Genomic DNA, 20,917 nt, shown 5'->3' with positions numbered 1-20,917 from the left:
CCTTTGATGCGCATGCAGCCATGCCGCGTCAAAGGATTTTTTTTGCATCCGGGATGTCAATCGCCCATGGGCTGCATAAGATGTAGTAACGAAGGAGGCGGCTCTACCGCAAAATCATTGCGCCAGCAGAAACGTTTTTTCGTTCGCTTAAGGGCGGCATCGTTTCTCGAGGAATATAAGACCCTGGGTAAGCGCGAAGCTTATGCATTCTTATATTTCTAAAAAGCATTGCTCCACAAAACGTTAGGAGGTTATTTTTGCGTGAAAATACACATTGTCAAGCAAGGCGATACGCTCTATGAATTATCGAAAAAGTATGGAGTGCCGCTCGATAAAGTCATTGAGGCCAATCCGCAAATCACAAATCCCGATGTTCTGGCTATCGGCGACAAGGTGAAAATCCCTTCGGTTCCTGTTCCCGTGCCGGACGGAGGCGAACTGTTCCACAAGCATAAGGTCATGCAGGGCGACACCCTCTGGAAACTGTCGAAGGCTTGGGGTATCCAGCTCAAGGATATCATCCAGGCCAATCCCCAGCTCAAGAATCCCGATGTGCTTAAAGTAGGGGATATCGTCAACATTCCGAAAAAAGGGGCGGCTCCGGCGGTACATCAGCAATCGCATGAATCGACGGTCATTTCTGACAAAACCACCCCCGGCGGAAAAGCCTATACCGGTCCTATTGAAAAAGAGAAGGAGACAGCTCCCATGGCCCCGGTCGCTCCTGTTGTTCCGGCTCCGGTTCCTCCCGCACCAATTGAGATGCCCCCGGCGCCTGTGGCACCGGTAAACGAGACGATTAAGACCGAATCGCAAAGCCTGTTCGTGCAAATTTCGGTTCCTGCTAAAGAAGCCGTCTCTATGCCGCCGATACCCGAGCATCCCAAAGAATATTGCGCCTGCGAGCCAATTACTCCCTGCGATAAATCTTATGGTTACCCGGGGATAACGGAAAATCCATACTATCACGACTGCCCGCCAGCATATCCAATGTATGAGGCTGCGCAGCCGATGTATGAGGCGGCCAATCCGATGTATGGAGCAGCCAATCCGATGTACGAGGCAGCCAATCCGATGTATGGGGCAGCCAATCCGATGTACGAGGCGGCCAATCCGATGTATGGGGCGGCCAATCCGATGTATGAGGCGGTCCATCCGATGAACTATGCACCAAGCGAGGTTCAGCCGACGGCGTATATGCCTGAAATGCAGGCTCCTTATTGCTATCCGGCCCCGGTATATCCTGTCGCCCCTGTGGCGGCGCCATGCTATCCGGGAGTTATGCCGGGGTACTCCGCAGAGATGCCCGAAGCCGGTGTCAAACCTTATTCCGAACAACCGGCCAATATTTCTCCGCAGTTCGGGGTTCAGCCGGCTGCTCTCCCCTGGCCTTCCTGCGGTTGTGAAGGTCCATCCGGAATGCAGCCATATATGGGCGGCTATGAGGCTCCGATGTATGGCGCTATGCCGGTTTATCCAAGCGAAGCCCAAGGCTACCCATATGGAATGGGGCTTCCCCAACCTTATTCGGCGCCTTCTTATCCGCCCGTAGCTTACAGCTCTCCTGTTATGGCTGGCATTCCGCCAGTTCCGGAATATCCGGGAAGGGACGACTACGACTGGCCCTACTTGAGCCGAATCCCGGAAGGAGCGCAGACGGATGCCTCAGCAGGAGAAATACCGTTGGAAGAAGCCCACATTTCGGCTAACGTGATAGCGGCTGTCCAGAATACCGCTCAAATCGAGGCCAAAGCGGATTCCGCCAATCAAACGGCCAAAGTTAAAACATCGAGCCGTCGCGGCAAGGATACCAAACCGGGCGCTTCCACGAAGCAGAATTCAAGCAAAAGCAGAGGACCAACGAAAAAACGCCGGAATCCCTGGATTTCCGATTAAGGGGACAGTATCATAGTATATTAGCGTGCAGATTCGTATCCTTGGATGCGGTCTGCACGCTTTTCATGCGCCGTTTTCATTAAGCGTATGGGACTTTTGGAGAAGAGGGATAAGAAAATGGGATCACTTTAAAATGGTAGATTTTGTGGGTTGTTACGCATGCCGTGACATGTTATATTATAAATCCAGTCGCTGATGCAGCTGCTAAACTACAAATTTTTAATAGCGAATGAGAGTCTTCAATAGAGACAATGAAGTTATTAAAAAACTTGTTGCAATCGGTCGAAAAAAGTGATATGATAAAGATCCGGTTGAGAATTGCTCATCCGCACTGAAGATTTAAAACTAATGAAGTTTGATCTTTGAAAACTGAACAACGAGTGAGTATTAAATGAGAAGAAATTCTCGTCAGTTTGTTTGATTGAGCTATCGGCTCTACCTTTTTGGAGAGTTTGATCCTGGCTCAGGACGAACGCTGGCGGCGTGCCTAATACATGCAAGTCGAGCGGAGTTATGATGGAGCTTGCTCCTGATTAACTTAGCGGCGGACGGGTGAGTAACACGTAGGCAACCTGCCCCTTGGACTGGGATAACTACCGGAAACGGTAGCTAATACCGGATAAGACCTTCTGGTGCATACCGGAAGGCGGAAAGGCGGAGCAATCTGTCACCAGGGGATGGGCCTGCGGCGCATTAGCTAGTTGGTGGGGTAACGGCTCACCAAGGCGACGATGCGTAGCCGACCTGAGAGGGTGAACGGCCACACTGGGACTGAGACACGGCCCAGACTCCTACGGGAGGCAGCAGTAGGGAATCTTCCGCAATGGGCGAAAGCCTGACGGAGCAACGCCGCGTGAGTGATGAAGGTTTTCGGATCGTAAAGCTCTGTTGCCAGGGAAGAACGTTCTCTAGAGTAACTGCTAGAGAAGTGACGGTACCTGAGAAGAAAGCCCCGGCTAACTACGTGCCAGCAGCCGCGGTAATACGTAGGGGGCAAGCGTTGTCCGGAATTATTGGGCGTAAAGCGCGCGCAGGCGGCTGTTTAAGTCTGGTGTTTAAACCATGGGCTCAACCTGTGGTCGCACTGGAAACTGGGCAGCTTGAGTGCAGAAGAGGAAAGTGGAATTCCACGTGTAGCGGTGAAATGCGTAGAGATGTGGAGGAACACCAGTGGCGAAGGCGACTTTCTGGGCTGTAACTGACGCTGAGGCGCGAAAGCGTGGGGAGCAAACAGGATTAGATACCCTGGTAGTCCACGCCGTAAACGATGAGTGCTAGGTGTTAGGGGTTTCGATACCCTTGGTGCCGAAGTTAACACAGTAAGCACTCCGCCTGGGGAGTACGGTCGCAAGACTGAAACTCAAAGGAATTGACGGGGACCCGCACAAGCAGTGGAGTATGTGGTTTAATTCGAAGCAACGCGAAGAACCTTACCAGGTCTTGACATCCCTCTGAATCACCTAGAGATAGGTGCGGCCTTCGGGACAGAGGAGACAGGTGGTGCATGGTTGTCGTCAGCTCGTGTCGTGAGATGTTGGGTTAAGTCCCGCAACGAGCGCAACCCTTGACTTTAGTTGCCAGCAGGTGAAGCTGGGCACTCTAGAGTGACTGCCGGTGACAAACCGGAGGAAGGTGGGGATGACGTCAAATCATCATGCCCCTTATGACCTGGGCTACACACGTACTACAATGGCCGGTACAACGGGAAGCGAAACCGCGAGGTGGAGCCAATCTTATAAAGCCGGTCTCAGTTCGGATTGCAGGCTGCAACTCGCCTGCATGAAGTCGGAATTGCTAGTAATCGCGGATCAGCATGCCGCGGTGAATACGTTCCCGGGTCTTGTACACACCGCCCGTCACACCACGAGAGTTTACAACACCCGAAGTCGGTGGGGTAACCCGCAAGGGAGCCAGCCGCCGAAGGTGGGGTAGATGATTGGGGTGAAGTCGTAACAAGGTAGCCGTATCGGAAGGTGCGGCTGGATCACCTCCTTTCTATGGAGAATCGTTTCCCGCAGCGGAAACATTCAAATCGGAAGCTAAGCTTCCAAAACTCAGGTTTAGGCCTGTTGCTCACTCGTTGCTCAGTTTTGAGAGCTCAAACTCTCAACTTGATCCTTGAAAACTGGATACCGAAACGAAAATTGCGTTTTAGAACATCTTTTAGCTGAGCTTGTGTCAAGTGATTGATCAAGTGAAGATAAAGTGCTTAATTGGTTAAGCTATTAAGAGCACACGGAGGATGCCTAGGCGCCAGGAGCCGACGAAGGACGTGGCGAACAACGAAAAGGCCTCGGGGAGCTGTAAGCAAGCTTTGATCCGGGGGTGTCCGAATGGGGAAACCCGGCTGTGGTAATGCACAGTCACTTCCATCTGAATTCATAGGGTGGGTAGAGGCAGACCAGGGGAACTGAAACATCTAAGTACCCTGAGGAAGAGAAAACAAGAGTGATTCCGTCAGTAGCGGCGAGCGAACGCGGAACAGCCTAAACCAGGGAGCTTGCTCCCTGGGGTTGTGGGACGTCTCACATGGAGTTACAAAGGAATCGAGTAAACGAAGAGGTCTGGAAAGGCCCGCCACAGAAGGTAAAAGCCCTGTACTTGAAATTCTATTCCCTCCGAGACGGATCCCGAGTAGTGCGGGGCACGTGAAACCCCGTATGAATCCGGCAGGACCATCTGCCAAGGCTAAATACTCCCTGGCGACCGATAGTGAAACAGTACCGTGAGGGAAAGGTGAAAAGCACCCCGGAAGGGGAGTGAAACAGTACCTGAAACCGTGTGCTTACAAGAAGTCAGAGCCCATTTTAGGGGTGATGGCGTGCCTTTTGTAGAATGAACCGGCGAGTTACGTTTAACGTGCAAGGTTAAGGCGAGGAGCCGGAGCCGCAGCGAAAGCGAGTCTGAATAGGGCGACTAAGTACGTGGACGTAGACCCGAAACCGTGTGATCTACCCCTGTCCAGGGTGAAGGTGCGGTAACACGCACTGGAGGCCCGAACCCACGAACGTTGAAAAGTTCGGGGATGAGGTGGGGGTAGCGGAGAAATTCCAATCGAACTCGGAGATAGCTGGTTCTCCCCGAAATAGCTTTAGGGCTAGCCTCGGAATATGGAGTCGTGGAGGTAGAGCACTGATTGGGTGCGGGGCCCGCAAGGGTTACCAAGCTCAGTCAAACTCCGAATGCCATCGACTTATCGTCCGGGAGTCAGACAGTGAGTGCTAAGATCCATTGTCAAAAGGGAAACAGCCCAGACCATCAGCTAAGGTCCCCAAGTGTGTGTTAAGTGGGAAAGGATGTGGAGTTGCACAGACAACCAGGATGTTGGCTTAGAAGCAGCCACCATTTAAAGAGTGCGTAATAGCTCACTGGTCGAGTGACTCTGCGCCGAAAATGTAACGGGGCTAAACACACCACCGAAGCTATGGCTTGATGCTTTGCATCAGGGGTAGGGGAGCGTTGTATGCGGGTTGAAGGTTGATCGTGAGGACAGCTGGACTGCATACAAGTGAGAATGCCGGTATGAGTAACGAAAAGATCAGTGAGAATCTGATCCGCCGAAAGCCCAAGGTTTCCTGAGGAAGGCTCGTCCGCTCAGGGTAAGTCGGGACCTAAGGCGAGGCCGACAGGCGTAGTCGAAGGACAACAGGTTGATATTCCTGTACCACCGTAATCCGTTATGAGCGATGGGGGGACGCAGGAGGGTAGTGACGCGGACTGATGGATGTCCGTCCAAGCAGTGAGGCTGGTGTGTAGGTAAATCCGCACACTTTTAAGGCCAGGCTGTGATGGGGAGCGAAAATTGTAGTAGCGAAGGTCATGATCTCACACTGCCAAGAAAAGCCTCTAGCCAGGAGAAGGTGCCCGTACCGCAAACCGACACAGGTAGGCGAGAAGAGAATTCTAAGGCGCGCGGAAGAACTCTCGTTAAGGAACTCGGCAAAATGACCCCGTAACTTCGGGAGAAGGGGTGCCTCGGTAGGGTGAATAGCCCGAGGGGGCCGCAGTGAAAAGGCCCAAGCGACTGTTTAGCAAAAACACAGGTCTGTGCGAAGCCGCAAGGCGAAGTATACGGGCTGACGCCTGCCCGGTGCTGGAAGGTTAAGGGGAGCGGTTAGGAGCAATCCGAAGCTGTGAACCGAAGCCCCAGTAAACGGCGGCCGTAACTATAACGGTCCTAAGGTAGCGAAATTCCTTGTCAGGTAAATTCTGACCCGCACGAATGGCGTAACGACTTGGGCGCTGTCTCAACGAGAGATCCGGTGAAATTTTAATACCTGTGAAGATGCAGGTTACCCGCGACAAGACGGAAAGACCCCATGGAGCTTTACTGCAGCTTGATATTGAACTTGGGTACGATCTGTACAGGATAGGTGGGAGCCTTGGAAGCCGGAGCGCCAGCTTCGGTGGAGGCGACGTTGGGATACCACCCTGATCGTATCTAGGTTCTAACCTGGTACCCTAAACGGGTACGGGGACCGTGTCAGGCGGGCAGTTTGACTGGGGCGGTCGCCTCCTAAAGAGTAACGGAGGCGTCCCAAGGTTCCCTCAGAATGGTTGGAAATCATTCGAAGAGTGCAAAGGCAGAAGGGAGCTTGACTGCGAGACCTACAAGTCGAGCAGGGACGAAAGTCGGGCTTAGTGATCCGGTGGTACCGCATGGAAGGGCCATCGCTCAACGGATAAAAGCTACCCTGGGGATAACAGGCTTATCTCCCCCAAGAGTCCACATCGACGGGGAGGTTTGGCACCTCGATGTCGGCTCATCGCATCCTGGGGCTGAAGTAGGTCCCAAGGGTTGGGCTGTTCGCCCATTAAAGCGGTACGCGAGCTGGGTTCAGAACGTCGTGAGACAGTTCGGTCCCTATCTGTCGTGGGCGTAGGAAATTTGAGAGGAGCTGTCCTTAGTACGAGAGGACCGGGATGGACGTACCGCTGGTGCACCAGTTGTTCCGCCAGGAGCATGGCTGGGTAGCTACGTACGGACGGGATAAGCGCTGAAAGCATCTAAGCGTGAAGCCCCCCTCAAGATGAGATTTCCCAAGTCAGTAAGACCCCTTGAAGACGACGAGGTAGATAGGTTGGAGGTGGAAGCACGGCAACGTGTGGAGCTGACCAATACTAATCGGTCGAGGGCTTATCCAAATTCACCCCAAAAAGTGACGAAGAGGCTTCGAAGAGTAATCCGATTACTTTTCGGGGACCCCGGAACCAGAAGGGGAAGACGCAATGTTTCGTTTCGATCCAGTTTTCAGGCGATCAAGCCTGCCGTTTGGTGGCGATGGCGGAGGGGTTCCACGCGTACCCATCCCGAACACGACCGTTAAGCCCTCCAGCGCCGATGGTACTTGGACCGAAGGGTCCTGGGAGAGTAGGACGCCGCCAAGCACATGAACCACTGCTGAAACTCAGCAGTGGTTTTTTGTTGTCGTTAGCCTTAAAACAAGAAAAACAATATTTCACTATTGATTTATATTTGAGATTTTGATATAATAATTTTTGTTGTCACGAATAGAAAATAGCTAATAAGGCCCGTTGGTCAAGGGGTTAAGACACCTCCCTTTCACGGAGGTAACAGGGGTTCGAATCCCCTACGGGTCACCAAATTCTTCTTTGATAGGGATGAGAAATCCCGAATGGTTCGTCGGAGCATCGGCATCGTGAGGAATACTTCGCAGTCGACTATCTTGCGAGGCGTATCCCCTACGGGTCACCATTAATATTAGAAGAATTGACTTTTTGTTCGTTAACGCGGGGTGGAGCAGCTCGGTAGCTCGTCGGGCTCATAACCCGAAGGTCGCAGGTTCAAATCCTGCCCCCGCAACCAAATCTTCTTAATAAGAAGTGCCTCGTGGAACCGTGGTGTAGAGGCCTAACATGCCTGCCTGTCACGCAGGAGATCGCGGGTTCGAATCCCGTCGGTTCCGCCATTGAATTACCTGCAAAGGGATGAGAATCCGTAAAAGGGTTCGCCGGAGCATCTACTCCGTTAGTATCACTTCGCAGTCTCGGAACGAAGTGGAGAGTATCCCGTCGGTTCCGCCATTTAACTTTTAATTTAGCTTGTGATGCGGACGTGGCTCAGCGGTAGAGCATCGCCTTGCCAAGGCGAGGGTCGCGGGTTCGATTCCCGTCGTCCGCTCCATATTTTGCGCCCTTAGCTCAGCTGGATAGAGCGTTTGACTACGAATCAAAAGGTCGGGAGTTCGAATCTCTCAGGGCGCGCCATTATTACTTCATGGCTATTACATAGCGTCATCTGATTCGAACGAAAGAGTTCGTCGGAGCTTAAGCTTCGATAGGAATACATCGCAGTCGGGTACGAAAGTGACCGTATCTCTCAGGGCGCGCCATTTAAATATAATCCAATAACAAGGGTTGATTAAGCTGATCAAACAGCTTAATCAACCCTTTTTTGCTGCTTACTAGCTTAGGGCTTCTCGGTGAACGAAAGAGCGGAAGCTTGCATAAATCCCGTCGTCCCCGGGCAAATTAGGGAAAAAAGCAGAATGAAGGGATTAACATGAGTGCTTTTCGATTGAAGAAGCAGCTGTGGCGCCGGTGGAGACGCTGGAAAAAAGCGCTGTGGGTCGGGTCAGCCTGCGTGTTCCTTACGGTATTCACCTGGTCGGGTCTGAGGGTGTCGGATCGCTTGTCGGATTTGCTGACCGCTCCGATGTCTGTGGAGGAAGAGAAGTTGGCCGAGTTGAACAGCCGTTTCGCTTCCAATGATACTATTCAGGGTGAGCAAGCTTCCGCCGTATTTGGACAAGAAGTACCGGAGCAGGGGATTTTGGGACTGGGCGATGCGAAGTCACTTAGCAGAATTATCGGGGACACCGGCCTCAGCCGAAAAGTCCATTACAAGACCACCTATGTGTGCGGGGATGAAGTACGGGCTACCCTGGGGCCGCTGAATTCCTCGAAGCTGCAGGCTCTCCTAACCGAACAACCAGACTGGCAGGGGAGAATCGGGTCCGACGGAGACGTCTGGTTGGAGCGGAATGTGAATGATTTATCGCCTTCCTGCAAAAAGGAAGCGTACATCGGCATAGATCATGAAGGGAATCTCACCCTGTTCAAAGGTCCTCCGAAACGGGAGGAAGCGCTTAAGACTTTTTTTCAAATCGATATTGGAACGATGAAATCCTCGCTGCCGGAAAAAGTGTGGAAGCAGCTTCAAGGCGGAATCCGGGTGCAGGATATTGACGAGTACAACAGCGTACTCTCCACCTTTAGCGATTATGCGCGGGACGATGCGGAGCAGGCGATGTAGGGCTGATTTTTTGAAGGCAATCTTGAACAAAATCGAGAAAGAGGCCGTTGGTGAAAAACCGGCGGTCTTTTTGTCGTGAAGTGATGGCTTGTTACAACGATATCGAGTAGGGCAAACTTTATGCTCCCCGGGCAGCCTATTTTTGCTATAATGGGTAGAAGGAATACATATGTTCGCTTTCAAGGCATGAACCTGTGCGGGAAAGCTACCGATAAATAGGGGAGAGATGGTTTTGCGAATTCTGGGGATCGATCCGGGGATAGCGATTGTCGGCTTCGGCTTCATTGACAAAAATGGCAGTAAGCTTACACCGGTTCAATACGGGTGCATCCAGACGGAAGCCCACACGCCGGAGGAGGAGCGGCTGCTTCACGTATACGAGGGCATGCTGCAGCTGATCGACCGGTACAAGCCGGAGGCCGTGGCCCTGGAGAAGCTGTTCTTCAACCGCAATGTAACGACGGCGATGTCGGTAGGACAGGCACGCGGTGTACTGGTGCTGGCAGCGGTGCAGCGGGGGCTTCCGGTGGCGGAGTACACGCCGATGCAGGTGAAGCAGGCGATTGTCGGCTATGGCAAGGCGGAGAAGAAGCAAGTGCAGGAGATGGTGCGGATGTACCTCAAGCTGTCCGCTGTACCGAAGCCCGATGATGTTGCTGACGCGCTGGCTGTCGCAATCTGTCATGCTCATTCGTATACGCTGAATTCAAAGATAAATGAGGTATTGCGCAAATGATCGATTTTTTAAAGGGACCGGTTGTCCATTTGGAACAGGAATACGTGGTGCTGGAGGTACAGGGCGTCGGATACCGGGTTTTTTGCCCGAATCCTTATGCTTTTGCCAAACAGGAAGGACCGGTGACGGTATATATTCATCATCATGTGCGGGAGGACGCAATTTTTTTGTTCGGTTTTCTCACCCGTGAGGAGCAGAAGTTGTTCCGAAAGCTGATCGAGGTGTCGGGCATCGGGCCACGTGTGGCGCTCGGGATTTTGACGGGAGGCACGCCGGATCATGTCATTTCGGCCATTTATCAGGAGAATATTACCTTTTTGACGAAGCTGCCGGGGATCGGGAAGAAGACGGCGCAGCGGATGATTCTGGATCTCAAGGACAAGCTGGACGGACTGGGGACGGCCAGTTTCCAAACTGGATTGTTCGCGGTGGAGGAGCAGAATACGGAGAGCGGTGAGACTTCCTGGCAGGAAGCCCGAGACGGGCTTAAGGCGCTTGGCTATACGGAGAGTGAGCTGGACCGTGTCTGGCTGTCGCTGAAGAAAGAAGGAGCCGAGACTGAATCGGTCGACGTCCTGATGAAAAAGGCGCTCAAGCTGCTGTATGTGGCGAAATAGGCCCGGCTAAGCAAGAGTGGATTGGAACCTGGGTAACGAAGGTCCGCTAAGTACATGATGAAGTGGAGCGATGGAAAGATGGAGGACCGGATCATATCCGCAAATTTAATGATGGAAGACCAGGCGGTGGAGCTCAGTCTGCGTCCCCGCTATTTGGCTGAATATATTGGACAGAACCAGGTTAAGGAGAACCTGAAGATTTATATCGAAGCGGCAAAAATGCGGAGTGAGGCGCTGGATCATGTGCTGCTGTACGGGCCCCCGGGGCTGGGAAAGACGACACTCGCCAACATTATCGCCAACGAGCTGGGAGTGAATCTCCGGACGACGTCCGGTCCCGCGATTGAGCGTCCGGGGGATTTGGCGGCGCTGCTGACCAATCTGCAGGAGGGCGATGTGCTGTTCATCGACGAGATTCACCGGCTGCATCGGACGGTGGAGGAAGTGCTGTATCCGGCGATGGAGGATTTTGCCCTCGACATTATGATCGGCAAGGGGCCAAGTGCTCGCTCGGTCCGGCTGGATCTGCCGCCGTTCACTCTGATAGGGGCTACCACTCGAGCAGGCCTGTTGTCCGCACCGCTGCGCGACCGCTTCGGCGTTGTCAGCCGGCTGGAGTTCTACACGGTCGATGAGCTGAGCTATATTGTCTCACGGGGCGCCGACATTCTCGGCATTGAAATCCTCGGCGACGCTGCCGAGGAGATTGCGCTGCGCTCGCGGGGAACTCCCCGGATCGCCAACCGGCTGCTGAAGCGGGTCCGTGATTTTGCCCAGGTCAAAGGTGACGGGATTATTACACCGGACATCGCCGGAGAATCGCTGAAAAGGCTTCAGGTCGATCCCCGAGGCCTTGATAATATCGATCATAAGATGCTGCACTCCATGATCACGGGCTTTCGCGGCGGGCCTGTCGGGCTGGATACGATTGCCGCGACGATAGGCGAGGAGAGCCAGACGATAGAGGATGTCTATGAGCCGTACTTGCTGCAAATCGGCTTCCTGCAGCGTACACCCCGGGGAAGAGTGGTTACCCCGGCCGCTTACCAGCATTTAGGACTTCCGCTCCCTCCGGAGCAGTCTTGAATTTTACCGATTTAGGCGATTGGAGGACAAAGCGAAAATGATTCATGCATGGAGGAAAGGGAAATCGGCGCTGGCAAAAAGCCTGCTGGCCGCCGTACTAGCAGCGGGAAGTCTGCTGCTGCCCGCAGGGGCCGGTTACGCCGACTCCGTACGGACGATTAGGGTCGCGCTTTTTGCCGATATTGGTAGCAAATATAAATTGACGGTCCCGGCGGTAACGCTGTCCTCGGGCCAGGCCTGGAGCCTGACTGCAGAAGATGCCGGGACTGTCCTTGTAACGGTCCCTTCGGGGACGAAGGTACGGGCAAGCCTGGACGGATACCGGGTAAAAGTGCTGGAGACGCCTTCCTGGCAGACGGCGGCTGATGCAGCGAAGAAGCTCCAATCTACTTCGGACAAGCCTTTGCTGTTTATGAACTCCAAGGGCGGCGGCAATGTATATCAGCTCTACACCGGAACGTACGCCAGCGAAAGCGCTGCGAAGAATGCGGCTGACCGAGTGGCTAAAGCCGGATTGAACCTACCGGCTGACCAGTCCCCCGTTGTCAAGGGGGGCAAGCATTTGACCGCGGGAAGCTATGCCACACAGCTGGAGGCCGACACCGCAAGGGCTAGCATAGCCGCAGCTGGCGTGGATGCCTGGACCGCCGTGGTGCCTTCCGAAGGCGGCGGTTCGCGGTATGAGGTGTGGGTGGCCGAAGCGGTGAACGACAGCGACTTAGCCGCGGCGCGGCTTGTGCTGGGCCAGGTGATGCCGCAGCTTTCTTTAACGACCGCACCGAAAGGCCTGATGATCCGCACGGATGCAGGTCTGGACTTTAACAGCGAGACGCAGACGATGCACTACGCGGTATCCGGCGATGCGAAGTTTAAAGCGGCCGGAAGCAGCACAGGCATCCAGCTTGCCGAACGGTCCAAGCGGAGTTATCGCGGAAGCCTGGAACTCGGCGGATCGAACGGATCGCTGTCCGTCATTAATGAACTGCCGCTGGAACAATATCTGTACTCGGTTGTCGGCGGTGAGGTCTCTGCCAGCTGGCCGGCCGAAGCGCTCAAGGCGCAAGCGGTAGCGGCCCGCAGCTATGCGCTTGCGCAGGGGCTGAGATTCGATATTGCGAATGTTGTAGATACTACGTTAAGCCAGGTTTATAGCGGCATCGGAACCGAAGCGCCTTCGGTGACGTCAGCTGTGGATGCCACATCTGGCGAGGTGCTGAAGAGCGGAGAAAGTCTTGTTGAAGCTGTATTTTCTTCCAACAGCGGCGGGAAGACCGCCGATCCTTCCGAGGTATGGAACAGCGGCGGAAATGTATTCGCCAGTGTGGACAGTTCGGAGGACAGTTCCGCGGCGGCTTCCGCGAAGAAATGGTATTACGTGCAGCTGCCTGGTGGCTTGGACGGCTATGTCCGGGAAGACAATGTGAAGCTTACGGGCGATAAGACCGCAGCCGGCCTGGACATACTAACGGCGACGACCAAGGATGTCAATGTGCGGCCGCTGCCTGTGATTGACAACAGCGTAAGTCCCGTAGGAAAACTGAATCCGGGAGAAAATGCGGTTGTTCTGAGCAAGGTATCGGAGTCGGGGAGTTACAGCTGGATTAAAGGGCCTTATACATCTTCCGATCTGCTGAAAAGTCTCCAAGGGAAGACGAGCACCACGCTGCCTTCAACTATCGTGACCCTCCAGGTGACGGAGCGCGGTCCATCGGGCCGGGCCGTTCTGGTTAAAGCCAACGGCAATTCCCTAAGTCTAAAGTATCCCGACTTGTACCGTTCCGCATTGGGCGGGCTGCCCAGCACTTTGTTTGATATTGTGCCTTCGGGCAGTTATACTGTACTAGGCGCTGACGGCAAAACCGGAAGCGTAAGCGGTTCGCAGCAGACAAGCGTGCTGACCGCATCGGGTATGGTAACGAAGAGCGGCAGCGGAACCGTCGTTATGGACGGAGACTCCAAGGCGCGGGTTGTTGACGCCACTCCCGGCTTCCTGTTTATTGGCTGGGGGAACGGCCATGGACTGGGCATGTCCCAATGGGGTGTGAAGGGAATGGCGGATCAGGGGTATGATTACAAGGCGATTTTGCAACACTATTTTCAAAATGTCACTATAGTTAAGGAATGACAGCAATGCATGTGGATTTGTATGATTTTCATCTGCCGGAAGAACTGATTGCCCAGACTCCGCTTTCAGACCGGAGCGCTTCAAGGCTGCTTACGCTGGACATGCGGAGCGGGAAGACGGAGCATCGGCATTTTACGGATATTCTTGAAGAACTGCGGCCGGGCGATACGCTTGTGCTGAATGATACGAGAGTCATTCCTGCCCGGTTGTTCGGCATAAAGGAAGACACGGGAGCTAAGGCCGAGGTGCTGCTGCTCAAGAGCTTGGACGAAGACCGGTGGGAGGCTCTGGTGAAACCGGGCAAAAAGCTGAAGACCGGCGCCGTCATTTCCTTTGGCGAGGAACTCCGGGCGGTAATTGAGGAAGAAAGCGACATGGGCGGGCGTACGCTGCGGTTCATGTACAATGGAATCTTCCAGGAGATTCTGGACCGGCTCGGAACGATGCCGCTTCCGCCTTATATCAAGGAGAAGCTGGATGACCGGGAACGGTATCAGACCGTATATGCCCGAAATGAAGGCTCGGCGGCCGCGCCTACGGCCGGGTTGCATTTTACGGAGGAGCTGCTGGATAAGATTAAGGCAAAAGGGGTCAATCTGGCCTATATTACCCTTCATGTCGGGCTGGGCACGTTCCGTCCGATGTCCGTAGAAACGGTTGAGGAGCATGTCATGCATGCGGAATTTTTCATGCTGTCTCAGGAAACGGCGGATATACTGAACGAGGCCCGGGAGAAGGGAAGCCGGATTGTGGCGGTTGGAACGACTTCCTGCCGTACGCTGGAGACGGTCGGGGGCATGTTTAAGGGCGAACCGCTTGAAGCATGCAGCGGCTGGACGGATATTTTTATCTATCCGGGGTATGAATTCAAGCTGGTAGACGCCCTGATTACGAATTTTCATCTGCCGAAATCAACGCTGGTTATGCTGGTCAGCGCCCTGGCGGGCAGGGAAAATATCCTTGCTGCCTATCAAGAGGCAATTGAGCAGAAATACCGGTTTTTCAGTTTCGGCGACGCAATGTTCATTTACTAAGTAAGAGGATGGGTTAGGAATATGGCAGCAATTACTTACGAGCACATTAAGACATGCAAACAGTCGGGGGCCCGTCTCGGAAGAGTTCACACTCCGCATGGGGTGATTGAGACCCCTACTTTTATGCCGGTGGGCACCCAGGCAACGGTCAAAACGATGAGTCCCGAAGAGCTTAAGGAAATGGATGCGCAGATCATTCTGAGCAATACGTACCATCTGTTCCTCCGCCCGGGTCATGATATCGTCCGCGAAGCCGGGGGCTTGCACAAATTCATGAACTGGGACCGTCCGATTCTGACCGACAGCGGCGGGTTTCAAGTATTCTCTCTGAGTGAGATGCGTAAAATCACGGAGGAGGGCGTTCACTTCCGCTCCCATCTGAACGGGGATAAGAAATTTTTGTCTCCGGAGGTTGCGATGGAGATACAGAACGCGCTGGGCTCCGACATTATGATGGCCTTCGACGAGTGTCCTCCCTATCCGGCGGAATACGACTATGTAAAAAAATCGCTGGAACGGACGACACGCTGGGCCGAGCGCTGCCTGAAGAGCCATGCCCGTCCCCATGATCAGGGCTTGTTCGCTATCGTTCAAGGAGGCATGTATGAAGATCTTCGCCGGCAGAGCGCTGCCGAGTTGACTTCCATGGATTTCCCGGGGTATGCTATTGGAGGACTCAGTGTCGGAGAATCAAAGCAAATTATGTACGAAGTACTGGATTACACGGTTCCGCTCCTGCCGCAGGACAAGCCGCGCTATTTGATGGGCGTTGGTTCTCCTGACGCGTTGGTGGAAGGCGCAATCCGGGGTGTTGACATGTTCGATTGCGTGCTGCCGACCCGTATTGCCCGCAATGGTACGACCATGACCAGCCAGGGAAGACTCGTTGTCCGAAATGCGCAGTATGCCCGAGACTTCGGGCCGCTCGATCCGGAATGCGGCTGTTACACCTGCCGTAATTATTCGCGTGCGTATTTACGTCATTTGATCAAGAGCGATGAGACCTTCGGACTCCGTTTAACGACCTATCATAATTTGTACTTCCTGTTGGAACTGATGCGTAAAGTGCGTAAAGCCATCATGGAAGACCGGCTGCTGGATTTTCGCGATGAGTTTTTCGCACAATACGGTTTACATGAGAATTCAAAAGGTTTCTAAGTGCTGAATTGTGCTTTACCGAAGATTTGAAAGGGGGGTGAAATATGTTTCAATACGCTGCAGCTGCAGGGTCCCAGTCTTCGAATATTTTGGGACTCGTCGGGCCGTTTGTCCTGATGTTTGTCGTGTTCTACTTCCTGTTGATCCGTCCTCAGCAGAAGAAGACCAAGACGCGCAACGCCATGTTAAAGAGTTTGAAAAAGGGTGACAAGGTTGTAACGATCGGCGGCCTTCACGGCACGATTATGGAGATTTCCGACGATATCGTCGTGCTCCGGGTGAATGATGTGACCAAGTTGACCTTTGACCGCGGTTCGATCAGCCATTCAGTGGCAACGGAAGCGGATTCAAAGTAATCGCTTTCCAATTTCATTTTTACGAAGCGGTGTGCTTTCCATTACGATGGAGGGACACCGTTTTTTATTGTATAAAAAAAGAAGCCCCCGAACGGGACTTCTTTTTGTGAATAAATGACCAATGCCTTAGAGAAGGGGACGAAATCCCCGGAATAAGTGGAATCGTCTTCCTATTGAAAAGGAGCAGCTTCGCTGCCAACCCTGAGCGCAGGCTCGCTTTCGCGGAGCGTAAGCTTGGCAAGCTGAACGCCGAGGGAGGTGGAAAGCACAGCCAGCAGAGTCCCGCCAACCATATCGGTAAGCCAGTGAATACCCAGATAGAAAATGCCGAAAATAATGACGGCGGCGGAAATGCCCGCGATTGTCATCCAGCGCCGGTTGCCCGACCGGAAAGCCAGCAGCGCCGATGTCAGGGAAATCGAGGTGTGAAGGCTTGGAAAGCAATTATCAAGTCCGGACAATGCCCGGTACTCCTGTTCAAATCTCGGAAATACGTCCAGCATCACGAACCGGACCCCTGCGGGTGCATAGGACCAGACCTCATTTACCGGAAAATACAGATAAAAAGGAATGGCAATCGCGTAATTTAGTATTACGGCGTAGCAAGTCGCATACAGCAGCAGACGGTTTTTGTCCATCAGATACACGCCGAGCGAGGCGGCAAGCACCGATTGAAGCATAAACACATAAAAGAAAACAATAATTGGAGTCAGCCACGGAGCGTAAAATAGATGCTGTACACCCTGAACGAAATGTCCTTCGAGGCCGAACACAAATCCGGTAAAATCGGATGTCAGATGCATTTTTTTCTCAATTTGCAGCTCGTACTTGTTAAGGGCCAGCACGCCGGACATTCCAGCGATCAAAAGCACGAGTTTGTAGGATCGAAGGATTTCTTTGGCCAGGTAGACCACTGCCTTGAAAGGATTTTGGCGGGAGACGAGGCCGATCAGCAGAAAGACGATCACTACGGTAAACCATGAAACAGTATTCATAGACTCATAAAGCAAAGGAATCAAAGCCTCCTTAATGTGCAAAAAACAGCAACGGGATGAAGACAGTGTATCACATTTTGGGAAGCGAAGTTTCAATTTTTGTTGAAAATATAAATTTTATACTTTCTGGAAATTGACTCCAAACATGCCGCCAAGTGTGCCAATGAACGCCGCTGCCGCAATCCACAGCAGATCCGGAGCCTTCAGGGGACTGTCCAAAGCCAGAAAACCGATGATCAGGACAATCAATCCATAAAAAACGCCCGTAAGGCAGCCTTGATACCAGCCCCTTCTGATGGCTCTTTTCCCCGCCGTCCAGCCTCCGAAGGCGATAGCCAGTCCATGTACAACATAGGTATACAGTGAGAGATCGTGTTCGCTCAGCCCGCTTCCCCAAAGCAGCAGCGACAGAATGAAAGCTCCCAGCAGCATCCACACAAAAGCTCGGCACAAGCCCGACAGCACGGGATTCCCGATTTTCAGCGAGAACATTTTACGGAGCAGTTCCATGGTTTATCCTCCTCTTTCTCCAAAGGTGCAAGTCAGTTACTTCATACTATGAGAAGGCTTGCCCCAATAGTACATGAAAGCGGGTACGAGCATTTACCAGTAATTGATCGCGAGGCTTTCGAATGTTACATGGAGATGGCGGTCAGAATAGGACTACATTGTTCCGTCAGGCGCTGCCATGCCCGAAGGACCTGTAAAGGAGAGCGAAGCAATATGTTCCGGCACATCACCGCACATATCTTTATGACCTTGCTGATGTATCTCTTCATCTTCCTGAGCTTGCGCATTATGGGGAAAAGGGAGATCGGGAAACTGTCGGTGTTCGACCTTACCATATCCATTCTAATCGCCGAAATCGCCGTATTCGCAATCGAAGATATTGAGCGTCCGCTGTATGACGGAATTGTGCCAATGGTGACACTGGTTCTGACACAGGTGATACTCGCCCACTTCAGCCTGAAGAGCCGCAAGCTGCGTCTTTTCATTGACGGCAAACCTAGCGTTTTGATATCGGGCGGCAAGATCCAGCGAAAGGAAATGCGCAAACAAAGATATAATATAGACGATCTGCTGCTGCAGCTGAGAGGGCAAAATATTACCAACCTAGCAGATGTCGAATTTGCAATTCTGGAGCCTACCGGACAACTGACCGTCATTGAAAAAGACAATGGCATCTCTTCCTCCTCCAGCGGTTCAGGCACAGAGGGTGATGGCAAAAAACGTTCGGACAGCGAAGTATCCACGGTCGAATTCACCAAAGACAAAATCCGGTATGAGGGACTGCCCGTGCCGCTGATTATGGACGGAAGGGTGCAGGATCACAATCTGGAGATGATCGGGAAGACACGTTTTTGGCTCCGAAACCAGATTCGGCAAAAAGGCGCAACCGATTTTCGCGACGTTTTCCTGTGCTCGATTGACCATAAAGGCATGCTGTATGTGGACCACAACCGCGCCAAATAGCTATAGCCAGCGGCCGATCACCGGTATCCGTTCGAGGTCGCGGCGGGAAAACAGTCCGGTCAGCAAAGCAATGCCGAGATAGAGCGCCATGCCAAGCGAAGAGGCGAACAGAAACTGCATCCACTGCATATCGGCTAGAAGTATGCGGGTGTATACATATTTGACGCCGGCACCCATAATCGCCATTGCAGCGCAAGTCTTGAGCAAATCGTTCAGCTTCAGGCGCAGCGAGATCAATTTGACGACGCTGTAACCGTGGAGCAAGGTAACGAGAATACTGTTGACGATAATGGCAATCAGTGCGCCGTTGATTCCATACTCCGGTCTTGAGGCGAGCAGCAGGATCAACAGGATTTTTACAACCGCACCAATTAAAGTGTTGATGAGTGCCTTGCCCGGGCGGTCCATCGCCTGAAGCACGGCTTGAAGCGGAGCCTGAACGTACAGAAACAGGGCGAACGGCGCCATCAGCCGCAGCATGGGCGCGGTGTTGGGACTGCCGTACAGAAGAGTGCATAAAGGGACGGCCAGCACATACATCAGCACGGCGAACGGGGCTCCGGTGACCATAGCGAGGCGCAGGGCCTGGTGGATCCGTTTATGAATCGCCTGAAGGTCCCGCCGGGCGGACGCTTCGGACAGCGATGGCACCAGCGAGACGGCAAGGGCAGTGGTAAGCGCGCCGGGCAATAAGAGCAGCGGGATCACCATGCCCTGCAGCGAGCCGTATTGGGCGGTTGCCACCGATGTGGCAATTCCCGCTATGGCAAGGCTCCGCGCGGTGATAATCGACTCCAGCAAGTAGGAGAACGAACCGACGAGTCTTCCGGCCGTTACCGGAACGGAGATGCCGACCAGCCGTCTCAGTATTCCACCATCCCGTGCCGGGCTTTCCTTGACCGGAGCTTCTTTAGCCGGTTCAGTAGGCGTGCTGTTCTCTTGGTCAGGCTCCGGTTTGTCCTTTTTGACGGCAAAATAGTACTGGATCAGCAGCACCAGCATCCCTGTAATCTCGCCGACGGTAACACCCAGCATGGCTCCGGCCGCGGCGAAAGCCATTCCTTTGGGCAGCAGCTGCCAGGAGAACCACAGCATGAAGAAAATGCGCGTTACCGTCTCCAGCACGGAGGACAGCGCTGAGGGGATCATATTTTGCAGACCTTGAAAATAGCCCCGGTAGACGGCAGATACAGCGACAATGGTTAGCATCGGGATCATGGCAATGAATGTATAATAGACACGGTTGTCTGTTAAAATAACATTGGATACCCAGGATGCTCCTCCTAGGGCGACTCCCGTAAACAAAATCCCCAGCGTGATGCTTAGCCCCAGGGCTGAATGAAGAATGCGGCGCGACCGTTCAGAATGCCCTTGCCCTTCGGCTTCTGCCACCATCTTGGCGACAGCCAGCGGAATACCGCCGGTAATGACGGTAACGAGCACTAAAAAGAACGGGTATCCCAGCTGATACAACCCGACCCCCTCGGCTCCAATGACACGCGGCAGAATAATGCGCGGAATAAAGCCCAGCATCCGGTTGACAATTCCGGCCGCGAGCAGAATCATCGTTCCATAGATAAAGCTTTGACTCTTCGGTTTCCTCAAACGGCATTCCTTCTTCCGGGGTGAAATATGGCATTAGCCGAACGTTGTCCTTTTAAATGGATATGCCGCATGCGATTGGACATGACTGTCTTTCCGTCATAACATTTTTAAAAGTAAAGAAGGAAAGATCGGATGCAGGTCGAATATTATTTAAAGAAGTGAGTTCATGGACATTATTCATGTAAATAGCAGGGGAGGTTGGAGCACGTGGAATCGGAGGGCAAGGATCAAGCGGAACTGGACAAGGAGTTCGAAGCCATGTGTCTCAGCAAAGCGGAGGAATTCCGGCTTCTCGGCTATGAATATGTCACGGCCCAGGATATTTGGGAATGTGTCAGCCGGAATTATGGCAAGGAAGGAACGCCGGCGCTTCACAGAATTGTGAATGACATCTATTCATTGAAAGTAACCACCTATATGAATTATGTGACCATTGCCATGTACAAGGGATTAAAATGAAAATTAATATGGACGGCGGTTTACAGGCTTGTATTGCAAACGGCTTCATTTAAGGTGGAAAGTAGAGAACGGCAAACTCACAGCTGCTTAAGGGACCGGAT

14 protein-coding genes, 5 tRNA genes and 3 rRNA genes are annotated in these 20,917 nt (G+C 53.1%); 19 read left to right on the top strand and 3 right to left on the bottom strand.

Annotation, left to right across the window (positions count from 1 at the left end; translation table 11 throughout):
- Positions 1-261: 261 nt before the first annotated feature.
- The 17 genes from PSAB_RS18235 (at position 262) to yajC (ending at position 16,284) form a co-directional block, all read left to right on the top strand.
- Positions 262-1,896, top strand: coding sequence for a LysM peptidoglycan-binding domain-containing protein (locus PSAB_RS18235; protein WP_025336020.1), 1,635 nt, complete (start codon positions 262-264; stop codon positions 1,894-1,896).
- Between the two features lie 440 nt (positions 1,897-2,336).
- A 16S ribosomal RNA gene (locus PSAB_RS18230) occupies positions 2,337-3,891 on the top strand.
- 220 nt (positions 3,892-4,111) lie between these two features.
- Positions 4,112-7,041 (top strand): 23S ribosomal RNA (locus tag PSAB_RS18225).
- Between the two features lie 126 nt (positions 7,042-7,167).
- Positions 7,168-7,284 (top strand): 5S ribosomal RNA (gene rrf / locus PSAB_RS18220).
- The 16S, 23S and 5S rRNA genes sit together here with 5 tRNA genes alongside, the layout of an rRNA operon.
- Before the next feature lie 141 nt (positions 7,285-7,425).
- Positions 7,426-7,500, top strand: a tRNA-Glu gene (locus PSAB_RS18215).
- A 146-nt stretch (positions 7,501-7,646) separates the two neighbouring features.
- Positions 7,647-7,723, top strand: a tRNA-Met gene (locus PSAB_RS18210).
- 26 nt (positions 7,724-7,749) lie between these two features.
- Positions 7,750-7,826: transfer RNA gene (locus PSAB_RS18205), tRNA-Asp, on the top strand.
- Between the two features lie 140 nt (positions 7,827-7,966).
- Positions 7,967-8,041: transfer RNA gene (locus PSAB_RS18200), tRNA-Gly, on the top strand.
- A 6-nt stretch (positions 8,042-8,047) separates the two neighbouring features.
- Positions 8,048-8,124, top strand: a tRNA-Arg gene (locus tag PSAB_RS18195).
- Positions 8,125-8,419: 295 nt separating this feature from the next.
- The gene (locus PSAB_RS18190; RefSeq protein ID WP_025336019.1) at positions 8,420-9,172 is read left to right on the top strand and encodes a BofC C-terminal domain-containing protein; all 753 of its coding nucleotides are present in this window, start codon (positions 8,420-8,422) and stop codon (positions 9,170-9,172) included.
- Between the two features lie 232 nt (positions 9,173-9,404).
- A complete protein-coding gene (gene ruvC, locus PSAB_RS18185; RefSeq protein WP_025336018.1) occupies positions 9,405-9,908 on the top strand; it encodes a crossover junction endodeoxyribonuclease RuvC in 504 nt (167 codons plus the stop codon).
- Positions 9,905-10,525 (top strand): Holliday junction branch migration protein RuvA, encoded by a 621-nt coding sequence (gene ruvA, locus PSAB_RS18180; protein WP_025336017.1) that lies wholly within the window; start codon positions 9,905-9,907, stop codon positions 10,523-10,525. The genes ruvC and ruvA overlap by 4 nt, the downstream gene beginning before the upstream one ends.
- A gap of 78 nt (positions 10,526-10,603) precedes the next feature.
- Positions 10,604-11,611, top strand: coding sequence for a Holliday junction branch migration DNA helicase RuvB (ruvB, locus tag PSAB_RS18175; protein WP_025336016.1), 1,008 nt, complete (start codon positions 10,604-10,606; stop codon positions 11,609-11,611).
- Between the two features lie 37 nt (positions 11,612-11,648).
- Positions 11,649-13,736 carry a SpoIID/LytB domain-containing protein gene (locus PSAB_RS18170; RefSeq protein ID WP_025336015.1) on the top strand — a complete coding sequence of 696 codons (2,088 nt, stop codon included), beginning with the start codon at positions 11,649-11,651 and terminating at the stop codon, positions 13,734-13,736.
- A 5-nt stretch (positions 13,737-13,741) separates the two neighbouring features.
- On the top strand, positions 13,742-14,770 hold the full coding sequence (gene queA / locus PSAB_RS18165) for a tRNA preQ1(34) S-adenosylmethionine ribosyltransferase-isomerase QueA (protein ID WP_025336014.1): 1,029 nt from the start codon (positions 13,742-13,744) through the stop codon (positions 14,768-14,770).
- A gap of 21 nt (positions 14,771-14,791) precedes the next feature.
- The gene (gene tgt / locus PSAB_RS18160; protein ID WP_025336013.1) at positions 14,792-15,928 is read left to right on the top strand and encodes a tRNA guanosine(34) transglycosylase Tgt; all 1,137 of its coding nucleotides are present in this window, start codon (positions 14,792-14,794) and stop codon (positions 15,926-15,928) included.
- A 44-nt stretch (positions 15,929-15,972) separates the two neighbouring features.
- On the top strand, positions 15,973-16,284 hold the full coding sequence (gene yajC, locus PSAB_RS18155; protein ID WP_025336012.1) for a preprotein translocase subunit YajC: 312 nt from the start codon (positions 15,973-15,975) through the stop codon (positions 16,282-16,284).
- Between the two features lie 170 nt (positions 16,285-16,454).
- Here the strand turns inward: yajC and PSAB_RS18150 are convergent, their stop codons facing one another.
- Both PSAB_RS18150 and PSAB_RS18145 read right to left on the bottom strand, forming a co-directional pair.
- Positions 16,455-17,294 carry a phosphatase PAP2 family protein gene (locus PSAB_RS18150; RefSeq protein WP_025336011.1) on the bottom strand — a complete coding sequence of 280 codons (840 nt, stop codon included), beginning with the start codon at positions 17,292-17,294 and terminating at the stop codon, positions 16,455-16,457.
- A 102-nt stretch (positions 17,295-17,396) separates the two neighbouring features.
- The gene (locus PSAB_RS18145) at positions 17,397-17,789 is read right to left on the bottom strand and encodes a TIGR04086 family membrane protein (RefSeq protein WP_025336010.1); all 393 of its coding nucleotides are present in this window, start codon (positions 17,787-17,789) and stop codon (positions 17,397-17,399) included.
- A gap of 213 nt (positions 17,790-18,002) precedes the next feature.
- On the opposite strand from PSAB_RS18145, the gene PSAB_RS18140 reads away from it, so the two are divergent.
- Positions 18,003-18,752 carry a YetF domain-containing protein gene (locus PSAB_RS18140; protein ID WP_025336009.1) on the top strand — a complete coding sequence of 250 codons (750 nt, stop codon included), beginning with the start codon at positions 18,003-18,005 and terminating at the stop codon, positions 18,750-18,752.
- Here PSAB_RS18140 and spoVB read toward each other — a convergent pair whose 3' ends face one another.
- Positions 18,753-20,318 carry a stage V sporulation protein B gene (spoVB, locus tag PSAB_RS18135; RefSeq protein ID WP_038597321.1) on the bottom strand — a complete coding sequence of 522 codons (1,566 nt, stop codon included), beginning with the start codon at positions 20,316-20,318 and terminating at the stop codon, positions 18,753-18,755.
- Between the two features lie 246 nt (positions 20,319-20,564).
- Here spoVB and PSAB_RS18130 point away from each other — a divergent pair, with 246 nt between their 5' ends.
- Entirely contained in the window at positions 20,565-20,816 is a 252-nt protein-coding gene (locus PSAB_RS18130; protein ID WP_025336007.1) for a post-transcriptional regulator, read from the top strand.
- Positions 20,817-20,917: the final 101 nt, after the last annotated feature.

It is taken from the genome of Paenibacillus sabinae T27, from assembly GCF_000612505.1.
Classification (GTDB): Bacteria; Bacillota; Bacilli; order Paenibacillales; family Paenibacillaceae; genus Paenibacillus_AQ; species Paenibacillus_AQ sabinae.
This window is presented reverse-complemented; position numbering and strand designations above follow the sequence as displayed.